Source organism: Nocardia pseudovaccinii NBRC 100343 (assembly GCF_001613225.1).
Classification (GTDB): Bacteria; Actinomycetota; Actinomycetes; order Mycobacteriales; family Mycobacteriaceae; genus Nocardia; species Nocardia pseudovaccinii.
Genome location: NZ_BDBY01000054.1, coordinates 1 through 16,033, shown reverse-complemented (window position 1 = coordinate 16,033; position 16,033 = coordinate 1). Strand labels below are relative to the sequence as shown.

15 protein-coding genes are annotated in these 16,033 nt (G+C 64.3%); 3 read left to right on the top strand and 12 right to left on the bottom strand.

Annotated elements, in window-relative coordinates:
• The 3 genes from NP3_RS06895 to yhjD form a co-directional block, all read left to right on the top strand.
• Window positions 1-906 (top strand): oxygenase MpaB family protein (locus NP3_RS06895; RefSeq protein ID WP_063824703.1); only part of this gene is annotated, 906 nt, incomplete at its 5' end.
• Between the two features lie 21 nt (window positions 907-927).
• On the top strand, window positions 928-1,962 hold the full coding sequence (gene trpS, locus NP3_RS06890; protein WP_063038920.1) for a tryptophan--tRNA ligase: 1,035 nt from the start codon (window positions 928-930) through the stop codon (window positions 1,960-1,962).
• Window positions 1,963-2,030: 68 nt separating this feature from the next.
• Window positions 2,031-3,050: an inner membrane protein YhjD gene (gene yhjD / locus NP3_RS06885; protein WP_063038918.1), complete on the top strand. Its 1,020-nt coding sequence runs from the start codon at window positions 2,031-2,033 to the stop codon at window positions 3,048-3,050.
• Window positions 3,051-3,156: 106 nt separating this feature from the next.
• Here the strand turns inward: yhjD and NP3_RS06880 are convergent, their stop codons facing one another.
• The 12 genes from NP3_RS06880 to NP3_RS06830 all read right to left on the bottom strand — a co-directional run bounded on the left by NP3_RS06880 (window position 3,157) and on the right by NP3_RS06830 (window position 15,974).
• The gene (locus NP3_RS06880) at window positions 3,157-4,623 is read right to left on the bottom strand and encodes a zeta toxin family protein (protein WP_063038916.1); all 1,467 of its coding nucleotides are present in this window, start codon (window positions 4,621-4,623) and stop codon (window positions 3,157-3,159) included.
• A 16-nt stretch (window positions 4,624-4,639) separates the two neighbouring features.
• Window positions 4,640-5,149: a hypothetical protein gene (locus NP3_RS06875; protein WP_063038913.1), complete on the bottom strand. Its 510-nt coding sequence runs from the start codon at window positions 5,147-5,149 to the stop codon at window positions 4,640-4,642.
• Between the two features lie 3 nt (window positions 5,150-5,152).
• The gene (locus tag NP3_RS06870; RefSeq protein ID WP_063038911.1) at window positions 5,153-9,997 is read right to left on the bottom strand and encodes a zeta toxin family protein; all 4,845 of its coding nucleotides are present in this window, start codon (window positions 9,995-9,997) and stop codon (window positions 5,153-5,155) included.
• Window positions 9,998-10,021: 24 nt separating this feature from the next.
• A complete protein-coding gene (locus NP3_RS06865; protein WP_063038909.1) occupies window positions 10,022-10,549 on the bottom strand; it encodes a YbaB/EbfC family nucleoid-associated protein in 528 nt (175 codons plus the stop codon).
• A gap of 71 nt (window positions 10,550-10,620) precedes the next feature.
• Entirely contained in the window at window positions 10,621-10,938 is a 318-nt protein-coding gene (locus tag NP3_RS06860) for a type VII secretion target (RefSeq protein WP_157124166.1), read from the bottom strand.
• 792 nt (window positions 10,939-11,730) lie between these two features.
• Window positions 11,731-11,886 (bottom strand): hypothetical protein, encoded by a 156-nt coding sequence (locus tag NP3_RS47690; protein ID WP_157124165.1) that lies wholly within the window; start codon window positions 11,884-11,886, stop codon window positions 11,731-11,733.
• A complete protein-coding gene (locus NP3_RS06855) occupies window positions 11,887-12,660 on the bottom strand; it encodes a hypothetical protein (protein WP_063038905.1) in 774 nt (257 codons plus the stop codon). It abuts the gene before it with no gap.
• 362 nt (window positions 12,661-13,022) lie between these two features.
• Window positions 13,023-13,691, bottom strand: a complete 669-nt coding sequence (locus NP3_RS51410; protein WP_084508283.1) for a pentapeptide repeat-containing protein — start codon at window positions 13,689-13,691, stop codon at window positions 13,023-13,025.
• A gap of 3 nt (window positions 13,692-13,694) precedes the next feature.
• Window positions 13,695-14,687, bottom strand: a complete 993-nt coding sequence (locus NP3_RS06845; RefSeq protein ID WP_063038901.1) for a hypothetical protein — start codon at window positions 14,685-14,687, stop codon at window positions 13,695-13,697.
• A 272-nt stretch (window positions 14,688-14,959) separates the two neighbouring features.
• Complete coding sequence (locus NP3_RS06840; protein ID WP_063038899.1) at window positions 14,960-15,259, bottom strand: WXG100 family type VII secretion target; 300 nt, start codon at window positions 15,257-15,259, stop codon at window positions 14,960-14,962.
• 98 nt (window positions 15,260-15,357) lie between these two features.
• Window positions 15,358-15,585 carry a WXG100 family type VII secretion target gene (locus NP3_RS06835; protein ID WP_245720842.1) on the bottom strand — a complete coding sequence of 76 codons (228 nt, stop codon included), beginning with the start codon at window positions 15,583-15,585 and terminating at the stop codon, window positions 15,358-15,360.
• 188 nt (window positions 15,586-15,773) lie between these two features.
• Window positions 15,774-15,974: a DUF397 domain-containing protein gene (locus NP3_RS06830; protein ID WP_063038897.1), complete on the bottom strand. Its 201-nt coding sequence runs from the start codon at window positions 15,972-15,974 to the stop codon at window positions 15,774-15,776.
• Window positions 15,975-16,033 lie beyond the last annotated feature (59 nt).

Sequence of the window (16,033 nt, the reverse complement as noted above, 5' to 3'; positions counted from 1 at the left end):
AATTCGATGGCCCGACGGGTCATGAGCAAGCGCGCGGTGGGGCTCACCTACGGCCAGCGCGCCCTGGTGATCGGCGCGGTCAATCCGCTGCTGTATGTCGGAACCGCCGAGAACACCGAGCATCGGATGACCCCGTACTCGCGACTCGCATTGACCGGCAAGCTCTTCGAGGCTGTCTTCCTCGGCAGCAAGGACGAGGCGGACCGCGCGCTCGCCTTTACCACGAAGAAGCACGCGAAGGTCGTCGGCGCACTGCCGGAGGAGGCGGGCCCGCACCATCCGGCGGGCACCGGTTACTCCGCGCTCGACCCGCACCTGATGTACATGACCATGGCCTTCGCCTTCGACTCGGCCGAGGTGATGCACGATCTGCTGGTCCGACCGTTGACCGGCGGCGAACGCGAGGGCCTGTACCAGGACTACGTCCGCTGGGGCGAGCTGTTCGGCATGCCCCGCGAGGCCGCGCCCGGCAGCTACCCGCTGTTCCGCGAATCCTTCGACGACTACCTCGCCTCGGACCAGCTGTTCCTCACCGACGAGGCCCGGCTGGTCGGTTCGTATCTGGCCGGTCAGCGCGTGCCCTATCCACAGCGCGGGCCGATGCGCCAGGTCGTCGACGCGTTCTACCTGCTGGTGCAGGGCAGTCTGCCGCCGCGCATCCGCGATATGTACGGGATGCGCTGGGGGCTGCCCGAGCAAATCGCCTTCCGCGCGCTCGCCCAGGGCGTGCGCACCGCGCATATCGCCCCGCCGCTGGTTCCGCCGGTGCTGCGCGGGACGCTGGCCGGTCCGAGCGCGCCGGTCTACAAGCTGTTGTCCAAGCGGGAACGCGAACTGCACAGCACCGGCCGCCCGAGCATGCCCGGTGTCGCCCCACGGAACTGGGCGGCGCGAAATTCCGCGTGACACGCATGCGAAGATCGGGACATGTCCAGTCCTGCTCAGACGAACCCGGCCGCTGAACGCAAACAGCGGGTGCTGTCCGGGATCCAGCCCACCAGCGCGTCCTTCCATCTCGGCAACTACCTTGGCGCGCTGCAGTACTGGGTGACCATGCAGGACGACTACGACGCCCTCTACTTCATCCCGGATATGCACGCGATCACCGTGTCGCAGGATCCGAAGGAACTGCGCAGGCGCACCAAGGCGGCGGCCGCGCAGCTGCTCGCGCTCGGTATCGACCCCAAGCGCTCCACCCTCTTCGTGCAGAGCCAGGTGCCCGAGCATGCCGAGCTGACCTGGGTGCTCAGCTGCATCACCGGATTCGGCGAGGCCAGCCGGATGACCCAGTTCAAGGACAAGTCGGTCAAACAGGGCGCGGAGAACGCCAGCGTCGGACTGTTCACCTATCCGGTGCTGATGGCCGCGGACATCCTGCTCTACCGTGCGCATCAGGTGCCGGTCGGCGAGGATCAGCGCCAGCATCTCGAGCTGACCCGAAATCTGGCCCAGCGCTTCAATACTCGGTTCAAGAAGACGTTCGTGGTGCCGGAGGCGCATATCGTCAAGGGCACCGCGAAGATCTACGACCTGCAGGATCCGACGTCGAAGATGAGCAAGTCGGCCTCCACCGACGCCGGTCTGATCAACCTGCTCGACGATCCGAAGATCACCGCCAAGAAGATTCGCTCCGCGGTCACCGATACCGAGCGCGAAATCCGCTACGACCCGGAAAACAAGGCGGGTGTCAGCAATCTGCTGGTGATCCTCAGTTCGCTGAGCGGCACTCCGATCGTCACGCTGGAACGCGACTATGCCGGTAAGGGTTACGGCGATCTGAAGTCCGACGTCGCCGACGCGCTGGTCGAATTTGTCACTCCGCTGCGGGCGAAGGTGGAAGAGTATTTGGCAGATCAGGGCGAACTCGACCGCATCCTCGACGCAGGTGCCGAGCGGGCGCGTGAGATTGCTGGCAACACTCTGGCGCAGGTTTACGACCGGGTGGGGTTTTTGGCTCGCTAACGGGGGAATACCGCTAGCGACCGCTTGTCGACCGTCACCGCGCGGTCTCTGTTCAAGGGGCGTGACAGATGCAGGTGATCGACAACATCAAGGCGGCGCTCGAACGGCGGATCCAGTCGCGGCCGTGGCTGGATCACCTCATCCGCGCGGGCGCAAATTATCAGCGGCAACGCGGTGATTACTACGCGGCCGGGATCACGTATTTCACGGTGCTGTCGCTGTTTCCGCTGTTGATGGTCGCCTTCTCGATCGCGGGCTCCGTGCTGTCGGGTGACCCGGAAATGCTTACCGAACTGCGGAACAAGATCATCGAGAACATTCCGGGATCGCTCGGCGGCCAGCTCAATGATCTGATCGATCAGGCGGTTCGATCGCGCGGCACGGTCGGCGCGCTCGGCCTGCTGGTCGGTGTCTACACCGGACTCGGCTGGATGACCAACCTGCGAGCGGCACTGACCGAACAGTGGGAACAGAAGACCCCGGAAGGCAATTGGTTCCTCAGCAAGCTCTCCGACCTCGGTGCATTGATCGGGCTCGGCTTGGCCTTCGTGGTCTCGATCGGTCTGTCCACGCTGGCGTCGAGCACCCTCGGCGCGCGGCTGCTGATCACGTTCCGCCTGTCGGAGTTGCCGGGCGCGCGACTGATGCTGGTGCTCATTTCGATACTGCTCGGCTTCCTCGCGTCGTGGGCGGTGTTCGTCTGGATGATCGCGCGCCTGCCCCGCGAGCCGGTTACCCTGCGCAGTGCCGCACGAGCGGCGGCGATTGCCGCGGTGGTCTTCGAGCTCTTCAAATACGTCGCGTCGTTCTACCTGCAGATGGTGCTGCACAGCCCCGCCGGAGCGGTATTCGGATCGATCATCGGTCTGATGGTGTTCAGCTACACCACCTATCGGATTCTCTTGTTCGCGACCGCTTGGGCCGCAACGGCATCGGAGAACGAGCCCGAAGCCGAAATCCCCCCACCCGACCCCGCCGTGATCAAGCCCCGCATGAGCGCCCCCGGCCTCTCAATGAGTACGGGAGCAGCCTACTTCGGCGCGGGTGCCCTTGCGGCGCTTCTGCTTTCGGGTCTCCGTCGCCGCTGAGCCGGATGCTGTCAGCGCCCGGATGCCGCCTCTTCGGAGTGCACATCCTCGGATCCAGATCTTCGCGACGTTCCCTCACCTCGGTAAGAGGCGCACAGGGCGGCTTTCAAGCACCTTCGCGATTGGAATGCGGGTCCGGAAGAGTCAGGACTTGCCAGTTTCCGCGTTTGCAGTGATAGCGCACCGTCGAATGCAGCCTGCTGATCGATCCGGGAATCGCCATGATGTCCATCTCGACTCGATACCCCGACTCGCGGAAAGCGGCGGCGAAATTGTGTGCGTCGTCGGGACCGGTCTCCAATAAGACGTCGGCACGTTGCCCGATCGCGTACTCGACGGCCAGAGCCGTCCAGCCCATCGCATCCCACATGACGAGGTCGGTGACGCGGCGGTCGTCCGCCAGCACGAGATCCCAGCTTCTGGGATGGTAGGCAGACAACAGTTCTGGATCGATGACCGCTACGCCATCTCGATCGGCTCGGCCCTCCCACAGCTTTCGGATCGCCGTGGTCTTTCCCGAACCAGGTGCTCCGGCGACAATGATCGCGGTCGGCCGATTACGCGACTGCAGGCCGCTGAACAGCTCCGGAACTATCTTTCTCTCGAAGACCCAACGATGCTCTCCGCGAGAAAGTCGATAACTGTCGAGATCGGGTCGCCTGCGCGATCCGAGTCCTGCGCCCAAATCTGCCAAACGGCCTCCGCAGGTTCGAATCGTGCTGGCTATCAACGCATGGTCTGCCGTTGCGAGCCCGCCGAGGTGAGCCAAATATGTTCGTCGCGATCCGTGCGTATCACCGGATGTGACGAGGTCGGCCGGGCCGCCGTGCTCGGACAGCCATTCGTTTGCCGAACAAGCGGCAATCAGGCTGCTGATAATGTCCACGGCTGCTTCGTAATACAGTGCGTCGTCCCAATCCGTGCCGGGGTCATCAGCCCCGGGGTGGATCAGTTTCTTTCCGATGAGGGCGTCGGCTGCTCGGTGGAAATCCGCGATCGACTCGGCAGCGCCTTCAGGTGTGCTGTTCCGCAGGTAGAAGCGCCGTTGTAACTCAACCGCCCGGGCTGAGGTTTCCGACCGCGCGCCGATCAGTTCCGCTATCCGATCTGCCCAGAGGTCGAGTGCCACCGGGCCGCCCGGATCTTGATCCACCAAACTGGGCTCCGTGAGGTCGGACGGGAAGAATGCCGGATTGCCGAGATAATGCCCGATCCCACTCGCACGGGGAACCAGCAATGGAGTGCCCGAGCCCAGCGCGTCCAAGCCGACGAGGCCGAAATGCTTGACGCCGGACGGCATCACGACCAGATCGGCACTGCGGATGTCGGCGAGTATTTCGTCGCGATCGACGGTGAACGGCTTCACATCGACATGACGTTCAGCGACGCTGGAGAGTAATTGTCTTGCGGACCACACGCATTCGGGCGGAGCGCCGCGCACGGTCAATCCGACGTCGAGCCCCTTCGCGTTCAGTAGCCGGACAATCCGTGCCGCCTCGATCGGGCCCTTTCGTGAATCCTCGATACGATCGAACAGCACCACAGTGAACGGTGCGGCCTGAGGTCGGGTCATTGTGGCCACTTCTCCACTACTGGCGGCCGACGAAGGTCTGATCGAGCACTTCCCATGACAGGTCGGTGGCAACCTGGGCGAGTTCTTCACCGGCCCTGCTGGGGCCGAATGCCGATCCGCGCGACAGTCGTGCCGCCAGCTCACGAAGCAGGCCGCCGATGATCATGCCGCGCAGTTCCGTCAGGCGAACCTCGCGATCCGGCTCGCCGGGTGGACGATCGTCGATTGCCCGATCACCGGCAAGCTCGCGGCGAATGTTCGCGGCTTCTTCGTCGAGGGTGACAGGTGTCTTGGTCCCCTGGGTGTAGTCGAACCGGGTCAGCAGATGTCGAGCGGGGTCCCGAATCGGATCGCCGGTATCCGGCGTTTCGGGCGGACCGTCGCCGCGGACGGCCTGGTGCATGGCTTCGAGCGCGCTTCTCAACATCTGCGGGTTGCCTTCGGCATCGTCGAGAACATCGAGAAGCCTGATGGCGACGTCGCGCAACTCCTCGTATCGCTGTGCGAGTGGGGCAGGGTCGGTCATCGGCTACGTTTCCTCCTGTTCCTCATTGCGGGCGCGCGGGACCTCGGCGGGGCCCGCTAGAGCTTCCAGCAGCGACTCCGCGGCGGCGAGCCAGGTACGGTTCTGTTCCCGAAGGTAATCCTGAATTCGCCGGGCGCGCTCCCATGAGCCGGGTTGGTCGCGAAGCTCGTGCTCCAGGCGGTCTACCCAGCGCTCGATAGGGATCTCATCTTCGAATCCCTGCTCGACCAAGCTGTGGCGAGTGAGGTTGCCGGGGAACAGGTTCGGGTCGCCGAGGAACCTACCGACACCGCTCGTGCTCGGCAGCAGGACAGGCACACCGGCGCCCATCGCTTCTGTTCCGACCAGACCGAAGTGCTCCCCGCGAGAAGGCATGATCATGATGTTCGAGTCTCGAAGATCGGACAGGATGTCGGCGGGGTCTGTCGTGTATGGACGAATGTCGACCAGCCTACCCACGGCTTCGGAGAGCATGTGCTGGGTACGCGCCACCTGCTCGGGCGGAACCCCCCGGACGATCAGATCGACATCGAGCCCCCGCTCGTTGAGGAGCCGGACCATCTCTGCTCCCTCGAGCACTCCCTTTCGCGGAGAGTCGGCCCGACCCACGAGTAGCACTTTGAGCGGTCCTTCTCCTTCCCGCGGCGGTATCTGTTCCGCGAACGGAACACCCGGGATCAGCTCGTGCACGATCGGGTCGCTCTCCGACATGTTCGCCAGCCTGTGCACGTCCTCCGCAATCGCGGGCCCGACCCCTACCGCGACATCGGACGTCGACACCAAGTCCATTTCCATCTGCTGAAGGCGCAGCCCCTCGGCTGGTCGGCCCTTCACTCGACCGTCGGACTCGTTGATCATGTGCACGATGTGTATGAGTTTGGCGTCCGGATAGAGTTCGTCGCGCACTTCCCGGGCCGCGAACCCGGAGAATCGGCTGTGCCCGATCACTACGTCGACGTCCGGCGGCAGCGCCGCGCGGTCCGACGCGTCCTCGATGCGGGGCGGTCCGACGATCCTCAGGCGACTACCGCCCTCGTTGCCGGTGACGTCATGATCGACGCGGACGGTCACATCGTTGCCCGCCTCCGCGAGCGCGGTGCTGAAATCTGTATTGAAGGATACGATCCCGCCCTTGGCCCGTCCCCACTCGTCGATCATCACCAGAATTCGCAAGCCCGCCTTGTCGGCTGCCTGCCTTATCGCCAGGTCTTCGTCCGGTGGCAGGGGCGTGGGCTCGCCGGACGGCTGGCGTGCGGGGTCGTCCGGCCCCTCGAGCCAAGGGCGCGCCGCAGTCTCGGCCGCATCGGTTTCGCGCGACAGTTGCTCCCAGGTATGCGCATTGTCCGGATGGTCGAGGGCCTGCTGGGCCAGCCGATCGCGCACCGAACGCAGTTGCCCGCGAAAGTTGTTCTTCTCGTCCTCGGTCCATGGACGGTTGCGCTCCCGGTCCAGCGTCTCCGCCGCTTGATGCGGGTGGGTCCAGTTGCCCTCCGGCGATCGGGAGTTTCCGTGCAGCACGCCGTTGCGGTCGCGGATTTTCAAATCGTCGAGCCGGACCGGAGGTTCGGGCGACTCGAGCTGCCGGACCATCTCCTCGGAACCGGCGTACGACGCATCATGAAGGAACGGCGGGGTGTAGCGATGGACACCGTCCTCTCGTTCGTCCAGATATCGGGAGATGGTGGACAGACGGCTCTGGTGCTCCGAGACCGCAAGTATCTCGGCTTTCGCGGTGTAGCCATGACTTACGAAATTCCGCATGACCTCGGCTTCGGCAGCCGGTTTGGCGAGCGCGAATTCGAGGACGACGTGATATCGATTCGCGATCGCGTGGTCCATCGACATGCGGAACCATCGGCCGATTTCCGGCGTGATGTGCCTGACCCCATCGTGATCCGTGCCAGCCATCAACTCCGCGTACTTCGGGTGGAATCTGAAGAAGTCGTCCGCCGTGAGATGGACCGCGCCACCGCGCCCCTCGAAGGAATCCAGGAGTTGCCGTATCGCGGTGGACTTCCCGGCCCCCATCTGACCGCCGACGACAACCAGCTCCGGCCTGTCGGATTCAGGGACGCGCTCTGCACCGGTGAGCATTTCGGGAATGATCTGCTCGTGGAAGATCTGCTGGATCTGGTCGTCGGTGAGTACGTATTCGGCGGGGCGCGTTTTCTGAGCGGGGGCCGGTGGATCGTCGCCCGGAGTGTTCTGCCCCGGCGTGCGGCGCTCCTCCGGTACCGGTCCTTTCGTATTCCGGCCGACGGGATCGAGCGCGGCGGGCCCGGCCCGGTGGGTTTCCGATCGCTGCGCGTCGCCTGCTAGGACTGGATGATTCCGCCCTTCGGCCAGCTGCCTTCCGTCCGAACCCGGTGCAGTATCCGGCCTGCCGTCGCCCGCAGCAGGCCGTCGGCCCGGCTGTTTGTCGTGCGGAATTCCCGGGTCTGCTTGTCGATCAACAGATTTCGATCCAGGTTGCCCTCTGTCGTCCCGAACCGGTACTCGACCTGAGTCGTGTCCTCCCGTACCCGGTCGTAGAACACCAGCAGCGCCATTGTCGTCCTTCCACAGCGTGTCGTATCGTTCACCGGTTCGATCCGGAATATCGGTCTCCCAGTTGTACCGCTGGTTGGCGAACACATGTGCCTCGGGATAGGTCGCCTCGGGATGCTCGCGCAGGTAGTTCGACTCGGCGAGTTCATGCTCGAGCATGATGAGGTCCTGTTCGAGCGGGCGGCCCGCGCGCAGCCGAATCCACGCCTCGGCCTGAGCCGCGGACGGGTCGAACCGGGCCCTGGTGAATCCGCCGCTGTCGTAGTCGTGCAGCAGGTGCTCGTCGCGCATCAGGTGGTTCTTGATCTGCGCGATTTCACTGCGGGAGAAGCCGGTCGACCCGTCGGCGCGTGGTACGCGGGCGAGGTTCGAGCTGATCTCCGCCACGTCGGCGTCGTCGCGGCGGAACCGGTCGTAGGCTTCGGCCGCCCATGCGTCGTCGAAACCGGGGTCGCGTGGACGGAGCGCTCCACCGGACTGCATCCAGTCGCCTTCGAGGCCATGGGTGTCCCCGGTGCCGGGATCAGCCGGTGCACGATCATGGGCCTCGTCCGAGGCAACGGCTGTGTCGGTCGGCGGGCGCGAGTGCGAGGGCTCGCCGGAGCCGATGGCCGGTTCGCTCTCGCGCACCGGTGACTCGATCGGGGCGGCTCGGGACTCGGGCACTTCCGATGCGGCGACCGGCTTCGATTCCACGCCCGAGACTGCGGGCTTCTCCTGTTGTGCCGCAGCTATATTGGCGTTGCGATCGGAAGTCCCCGGATCGCCGAGACCTGCTCGCGCGACTGTTCCGTCGGCAGTGCTGTGTTGCGCGTTCGCCGTCGTATCCCGGGGCCCACCAGCGCGTTCGGCTGCGACCTGGCCTGTGTTGCGCGCCGACGGCATCGCTCTGCCGCCGCTGTCGGTAGTTGCGGCCGGTGCTCGATCCACCGGCGTGGCCCTTGTGCTCGAATCCGCCGATCCGGCACGGGATTCCGTGGTCGTTGCGCTGGTTTCTCCGGCCGAGTGCGCCGTGGTGCTCGGGTGGGCGGTACTGCCGTCATACGGCATCGCCTGGTTCCATTCCGTGCGCAACGACTCGAGCCGAGCGACATGCTGGTCGCTGTAGCCGCCGTTGGTTGTCGCATCGGTCCGAACCGCGTCGACTTTCGAATAGAACGCCGCGGCATGGTCCTTTTCGGACTGAGAAAGATGATCGAACTTGTCCGGATGGGTATCCCTACTCAGGGAACGAGCCAGTAACTTGCCTTCGGCATTGGATTCCGCGCTGACGACACCGGGTTTCTCGGAGGCGGTAAGGGGAGATTCGCCGCCGGTTGACGCGGTACCTCGGGCGCCGCGCGGCGCCGGGGCGTGTAATCCGCCCATAGCTCCCATGGCCGCGCCCATGGTGAGCAGGCGTGGATCGAATGAGGTGTCGATCTTGCTCCAGTCCAGACCGCCGTGCGCCAACTGGCCACCGACCTGCCAGGCGATTCCGGCGCCGTACATCCCCAACCCACCGGCCGCACCCCCGAGAGTGTGGCTGAAAAGCCGACTCAATGTGGGCGACAAGGCCGTTCGCCCCAGCAGATTGCCCAAGCCCATCGACACCGGCGCACCGACGAGTCCTGCTGCCCCGAACTCGAGGCCCGTTTTCAGGGTTTGTGACAGATCGAATCCGTCGTCGCGGTGCCCCGCCGCCAATTGGTAGCCCTGGATGCCGACATCCAGACCGATCCCGAACCCCCCGGCCTTCAGCCCGGCGATGGCGATCTGTCTGAGGTAGGGCTTCAGCAGATTTCGCAGGCCGACCGCACCGGCTTCGAGGGCGAGTTGCCTGGCGCCCTGTTCACCGGCGATGGTGACTGCCTCGCGACCGGCGGCGAGCGCCAGCGGGACCGCGGCCTCGCCCCAAGGCCAGCTTGCGATCAGTGTGTAGACGGTATACGCGGTGATCCCGGCGAAGACGGCTTCCTGGATCTTCGTGTATTCCAGTGTGGTGCCAGCGTTTCGGGTGGCGTGGCCGAGTTCGGTGAGCCCGTCGGCAAGTTTCTGGATCGAGTTCGGACCGTTGTCGAACAGCGTGGCGAATTCGCGGGCGGCCGCGGTGGCGCCATCTCCGGTATAGAACTTCTGGGTGGCGTCGGTGACGCTTTTCAGGTCCGGCTCGATCTGTTCCAGTTCTGCGCCAGCCTGTTTCCAAGCGTCGCCGAGATCGAACAGGTCGTCTTCGCTGCCTTCGGGGTATGCCTGCCCGAAGTTGAGCCCTTGCAGTATCCAGTCGGGGATCCACTCCCAGAGTGCGGTGATCGATGACATAGGAACCCTGAGCCGCCGCGATGCTCACCAGGAACGTTCGACAATGGAAGGTTCATCCTGCGAAGACTTTTCGTGGTTCCACTGCTCGACGTTGCTGAACTCCATCGGAGTGTCCTCTGGGGCCGGTCCTGTGCTCATGCGGTCGTGCGATTCCGGGGGTGCGGTCGAGACCTCCGGCGGCGTCGGCACCATATCGGGAACATCAGGCAGGCCGGGAACCAACTCCGAGAGCTTCGGCATGCGCGCCTGACCTCGTTTCAGCGAGCTCAAGAGTTCTCGAGTCTTGCGCTGCACTTCAGCCGCCGCATTCTGGGCGGCCGTCGTGACCGCACGCGCGATCTCGGCGTAGCTCAGTTCGTCGACGTTGTCGGCGAACTTGACCTCGATCACCACACTGTTGGCGTTGACGACCACGGTGACCCGTCCGGCGGCCGCGGAGGCTGTCGCGGTCAGCCGCGCCTGCTCTTCCTGCGCGCGCGCAATCGATTCCATGCCGCTGCGCACAGAATCCATCAGCTCGGCCAGCCTGGCCTTGGCCATCTCGTTCGACATTCGGCTTCCCCTTGCCTGCCACCCCCGAACGACTCGAAGGTACTTCGTCTCTTCGCGTATCTCCTGGCGACTCAGTGCTGGAAGCCGTCGGTGTTGGCCGCCTCCATCGCTTCCAGCTGCGTCGCGGCGTCTGTCAGACCCGTCGAATACGACCGCAGCAGTGCGGATTTGGATTCGAGGACGGCCTGGAGGTTGCGATCGGAGTTCACGTAGCCGTTGTCGCCCTCGGCGAATCCGTCCCCGAACTCGTCGTCACCCCACTTGCCCCAGTGCGCCGCAGAGGCCGCCTTGACCTTCGACAGCACGGCATCGATCCGCGCCGCGACACCATCGAGATCGCCCCCGACCGCGCGCAGCTGTTGCGTCTCGACGTGCACTCTGTCTGCCATAAGACCCCCCGGTCTCGGTTGAAGCGGTGAAGTTTCACACGAAGGCGCTTGCAATAAGCCATGTGCGTCAACGTGTCCGAGCGATCCGCTGCCTTCAGTGTAGAGCTTCCGGGTGGAAGCCGCACCAGCCTGATCCTGTGAGGTGATGACCTGTGGCGCGGCGCGGGCGCTCCTGCAGCGCTGGTCCTTTCAGTCCTGCGCCGCCGCCGAAACGGAGTGATGCGATTCGCCGATCCCGATAGCTCTCAACGGCAGGCGAATCGGACCCCGGCACACATTCCATGCGTGTCCGCCGCTGCCGTCCACCCGAGATGCACTACTGGACAAGTGATCACGTGGAACTGACGGCGGCACTCTCTCGGCCGATGCCGCCACTAGTTCCACCTGATCGGCCGACCAACAGCGCAGGAGGTGGTTTGGTGTGGGGGCGAATCCTGTTGGTAGGGGCGGTGTGACGCGTACGAGGCGTTTGGTTCGCTGGTTGGACAGCTCCCGGGACCAACGACGCGACACAGGCCGACGCATTCCCAACGGGTTTGCGGCTGTTGACTCGGTTCAGGTCGTCTCCTGGAGCGGCGATCGGAAGCCCCTCGAATTGCGCGACCGCGGGGTACTGGCCGGCGATTCGGTGCTGGTGCCTCGGCCAGGGCACGACAGACTGGTGCCGGCCTCATAGGAGCCCATGTCGGTGAGGTTATTTGGCTGCGCGGTCCCAATCCGGTGCCTTGTTCCGAGTGTGGGATCGCCTCGCTCAACTCAGGATGTGCGGAGCCGCAGCACATCGCAGCGAATTCACGCCGCGTAGCGGAAGATGGTCGTTACCGCGGCAGTGGCCTTCTCCAGTGTCGCCTGGCTGTGGCCGCTGACCGCGTTGATTGCCACGGCGGGCACATTCGCGAAGTCGTATTCGTCGGCAGCCGGGTCGAACGTCGGGCCGACTCGGAGCATCTAGCTGGCGTTGTCGTCTCTGGATGTCCGATACGCTTGCCGCCCATCGACTTTCACGGGCAGGTAGTTCTCGAACTCGCGGTCCGTGGCATGTTTGTACTCGAGATAGATCGAGTGTCCGTCGAGCTCGAACCAGCAGCGGTCGACCCATTGGGTATCGCCCCGCACCGCCTTCGGCAGCTTCGTCAGGACCGCACACGGGTCCGCGCCAGTCACAGGCGTTTGTATCGTGTCCGGCGAATCGCCCAGTCGCGGAGCGCGTTTCCACTCGGCCAGCGCCACCGTGACCAGGGACTGTGTGCCAGCACACGGCTCAGCCCCGGGCGGAATCGTGAGCGTTGGCGACATCGAGCCTCCGGCGGGCAATTGCGCGAACGCGCTGCAGGTACGGAACCGCGCGCTGGCGATCTCCTCCGGCGGTCTGGTGTCCTTGTCGCTGATCATATTCACGGTCAGACCCTCGATCGTGACGGTGGTACCCGCATCCATAGCAACGTCGTCGAGGGCCCGGACAGACCAGTTCACTCGCGGGCCGGTCTTCTGGTCTTCGCCGAGTTTCGCCTCGCACTCGTATAGCTCATTGGTGCCGACCGCGGTGACCGGACCGAGTTTCGCCAGTTCGGGACGCGGCAGCAGCGCGCACACGTCAGTGTTGCGTAACCGCACCAACTTTTCGTACTGCGGCCCCGCCGCCACCGACTCGTCCGGCCCGCCATGCTGACAGGCCGCCACAACTACGATGAGTGCCGCGATCAGCGCCAGCCGCCGAAACATCGAAACTTCCCCCACTTCGCTGTCGATCTCAGGCCCTTCACCGTAGTTGCCGACAGATATGGGGCACAGTGGCAGCCTGGGTGTCGAACATTGCAGTGCACGCGATCTGGAGATCGCCTGGAACGGGACCGGTCCGCAGATGCCGGACACCAGGACCCCGCTCGATCGGTTAGCTCGTCGTTGCAGGTGTCGGTGCTGCTGTAGCTAGCGTCGGTGACGCCCAGCTTTTCGGCGGAGGAGGTCAGTGCTGCTATGAGTTGCGTTCCGCCGTCACGGGGTTCGGTTGCCGGTGGCGAATTCGTCGGCCGGGTCCGCTCGTGTTGGAGCGCACGGTGGTGATTCCCCCACGAGCGGAGACGTGTTCAAGTGGCCTGGCGTACCTCGACTTCATGTGCGCCGTGAGAAACGAACCACGCCTGCAAGTCTGGTCCGTCCAGTAATGCTGGTGAATCGACACCAACGTCTACTGGCCCGACCACGAGACCGCTGGCACCATCGACGAGGCAGCCGCCTATACGCGCGCCCGAAAGCCTTGTTCGTCCGAAGACACACTCTCGAAGGTCGGCGTCACGTAGATCTGCTCCAGAGAAGATTGCCCTTTGCAGCAATGCACCGCGAAGGTCCGCTTCCCGGAAATCCGAGTGAGCAAAGTCCGCTCGCTGCATGTCGGCCTGGCGCAGCCTCGCGTACCGAGCATCGCAGCCACGCCCCTGGACCTTTCGAAGATCGGCACTACTGAGGTCTGCTCCCTGGAGCCGAGCCCCGGCGAGCCACCCAGTGTACAAATCGGCATCAATGAGCGGTACTCGATTCATCGTCGACTCGCTCAGCTCCGCTCCGAGGAGGTCCAGTCCGGATAGATCCGAACCCGTGAAATCCAGGCCGCGACCATTGAGAAGCGACGAGGTTGTCTGCTCGGCAGCGGGATCAGCCGGGAGGCGCTCGAAGTAGTCCAACAGCGCCCGGTGCGCGGCCGGATCTTCAGGCCAACAACGAACGCTACTCGGAGAGCGACCGTGACCGGTGGTCATCGTTTACCACAGCACCTTTCCTTGCCATTTAGGATTATTCGCGACCAGCTCCTGAAGGTGAGCTTTACGCTCAGCAGTCATGCCACTTTCGTCGATCATGACGCCCTCTCGCCTCGATTGCGGGCTCACCTTGCCGTTCTTCGCGGGGTCCTTTGCCAGTTCCTCAACCCGCGCCTGATACTCGGGAGTTCCGGGGGTGTTACTCGAATTGGAGGGGCCGGATGGTGCGTGGTGGTCGTCCTCGACGATTTTGACTGTCATTGCGGCGATCGAAGCCAGCGCGGCGTTGATGCCGTTTTGGGTGAGGTCGGGGATGGCGGTGAAGACACCGGTGGCGGTTCCGGAGGCGACGACTGCGCCGAAGATGATCAGGACGCGGCTGATGGAGACGGTGTTGCGGATTATTCCGGCTGTGGTGGTGACGATTTCGGCGGTGACGGCGACACCGCCCGCGGCGGCAGGGGCGGCGGCGGTGCCTGCGGATGCGAGTGCGAGGATTCCGACGATGGCGACGGTGATGAGGACCGCGCCCGCGAGTTCCTTCGCGGCGCTGGCGACTGCGGCTTGGACGTCGTTGCGCATCGTGTTGAGGGCGTCGTGATGGTCCTGTACCGGTCCGGCCAACGCTGTCGCCGCCTGCGACAGCAGTTCTGCGGCCTTGTGCAGGGTTGTCAGTCTTTCTTCGATGTCGCGGATATTCGGGTCGCTGCTGCCGCTGAACTTGGCGTCGATGCCTTTGATGCGGTCTGCGGCTCCGGTGATGTTGGTGTTGTTGGCGAATGTTTTCCAGGCATCGGCCGCGATGCCGAGCTTGGTGACGTCGCCGTTGGGGATCTTCCGACTTGTTCGAGCAGTCCGGTGATCGAGGTATCGATTCCGGCGCCGTTGGCTCCCTTGGCGGTGGTCGGCAGTGCCATACCGGAGTCGTACAGCGGTTCGGACGGGGTCGGGCGGGTCGGCTCTGTACCACTGGTCGTGGATCGGTTGGACTGCCACCAGTTGTAGCCGTTGGCGGCCAGCACGTCTCCGAAACGTTGCAGTGCATTGCATAGGGTGGCGGCGAGAGTGACTATGTCGCAGGCGTTCCGGTCATATGCGGTCGTCCACGGCTCGGACTTCTCGTGATCCCCAGCCATACCGCCGCAGTCATGGACGAGAGCGCGTTGCAGCGGCCCCAACGCAAGCGAGATGTCGCTGGCCAGCGACTGGCATTTCTTGGCGGCATCGAAGTACATGCCGGAGTCGATGACCCAGGTGTCACCCACGGCCTATCCGCCCTGCAGCATCTGCTTATTGGTTTCCGCGGCCGTGCTGTAGCGTGTGTGCGCCTTGTGGGCCGCGTCACTCACGGCGGCTACGCCTTCGGCGAATTCCCGTGCGGCCGCGAGCCATTGGCTGTGGGCTTCGGCGTAAGCGCTAGCTGCGGCGGATTCCCAGCTGCCGCTGTGCAGGGCTGCGACCTTGTGGTCGAGTTCGTCGAGGTGATTGTGCGAGAACCCGGCCAGGCCGTTGAGGCGCGACACGATCTGATCGAGTTGATCGAGGTCGACACTGAATTGAGAGCTCATGGCAGATCCAGGCTGGAGATACCGGACGCGTTGCCGGTGTCGGTGCTCTTGTAGTTGGCTGCGGTGACGCCCAGCTTCTCCGCGAGCGAAGTCAACGCTTACATGAGTTGTGTTCCACCGTCACGGGTTTCGGTCCACCCGGTGGAGAACTCGTCGGCCGCGTCGCCGGTCCAGTCGGAACCGAGTAGGGTCTCGACCTCGCGGGCAGCCGAATCGAGGGCCTGCTTCATGGTTTCGGCGATGTTGTAGACGTACTGGCCGATCGTCTGCACATCATCAGGCACAACTGCCAGATTCTGGTTGGAAAGCCCCCCGGTAGCGTTCATCAACCGACGATAACGGCGCTCTACCTCGGGCGTCCATACGGTTGGGTGCCAGGTCGGTTGCCTGGCAGCCTTCTTCCCATGTCGATCGGCCCTCGACCACGTCGACGCCACTGGAAGGGAGTGGGTCCCTTCTGCTTGTGGCATCGCCAGCCAGTGGTAGGTGGCAGAGTAAAACCAGGCCGGGACTGCTAGCGGTCGAACTCGCCGTGGGTAATCGCGGCAGTTGAGGCCGACCATTCGGCCGAGGTGAACATGAGCGCAGGGCCGGATGGGTTCTTCGAATTGCGAACGCCGACAAGGGTGTTCGGGAGGAACGCGATTTCGACGTAGTTCGAGTGGGCACCGCTGTGACTGCTCCTGAACCAGTTCGCGTCCGGGTCGTTCGCCATGCGGTGTCCCTCTGGGATCAGCGGTCGAACTCGCCGCGTGTTGTCGCGGCGGTGAAGGA

Bases quoted from the DNA above. Each gene is read 5' to 3' on its own strand.
- NP3_RS51410 (WP_084508283.1), bottom strand. From the start codon at position 13,691: ATGACCACCGGTCACGGTCGCTCTCCGAGTAGCGTTCGTTGTTGGCCT.
- NP3_RS06855 (WP_063038905.1), bottom strand. From the start codon at position 12,660: ATGTTTCGGCGGCTGGCGCTGATCGCGGCACTCATCGTAGTTGTGGCG.
- NP3_RS06870 (WP_063038911.1), bottom strand. From the start codon at position 9,997: ATGTCATCGATCACCGCACTCTGGGAGTGGATCCCCGACTGGATACTG.
- NP3_RS06860 (WP_157124166.1), bottom strand. From the start codon at position 10,938: ATGGCAGACAGAGTGCACGTCGAGACGCAACAGCTGCGCGCGGTCGGG.
- NP3_RS06875 (WP_063038913.1), bottom strand. From the start codon at position 5,149: ATGACCGACCCTGCCCCACTCGCACAGCGATACGAGGAGTTGCGCGAC.
- NP3_RS06865 (WP_063038909.1), bottom strand. From the start codon at position 10,549: ATGTCGAACGAGATGGCCAAGGCCAGGCTGGCCGAGCTGATGGATTCT.
- NP3_RS06830 (WP_063038897.1), bottom strand. From the start codon at position 15,974: ATGGCGAACGACCCGGACGCGAACTGGTTCAGGAGCAGTCACAGCGGT.
- NP3_RS06835 (WP_245720842.1), bottom strand. From the start codon at position 15,585: ATGAACGCTACCGGGGGGCTTTCCAACCAGAATCTGGCAGTTGTGCCT.
- NP3_RS06840 (WP_063038899.1), bottom strand. From the start codon at position 15,259: ATGAGCTCTCAATTCAGTGTCGACCTCGATCAACTCGATCAGATCGTG.
- NP3_RS47690 (WP_157124165.1), bottom strand. From the start codon at position 11,886: ATGCTCCGAGTCGGCCCGACGTTCGACCCGGCTGCCGACGAATACGAC.
- yhjD (WP_063038918.1), top strand. From the start codon at position 2,031: ATGCAGGTGATCGACAACATCAAGGCGGCGCTCGAACGGCGGATCCAG.
- trpS (WP_063038920.1), top strand. From the start codon at position 928: ATGTCCAGTCCTGCTCAGACGAACCCGGCCGCTGAACGCAAACAGCGG.
- NP3_RS06880 (WP_063038916.1), bottom strand. From the start codon at position 4,623: ATGACCCGACCTCAGGCCGCACCGTTCACTGTGGTGCTGTTCGATCGT.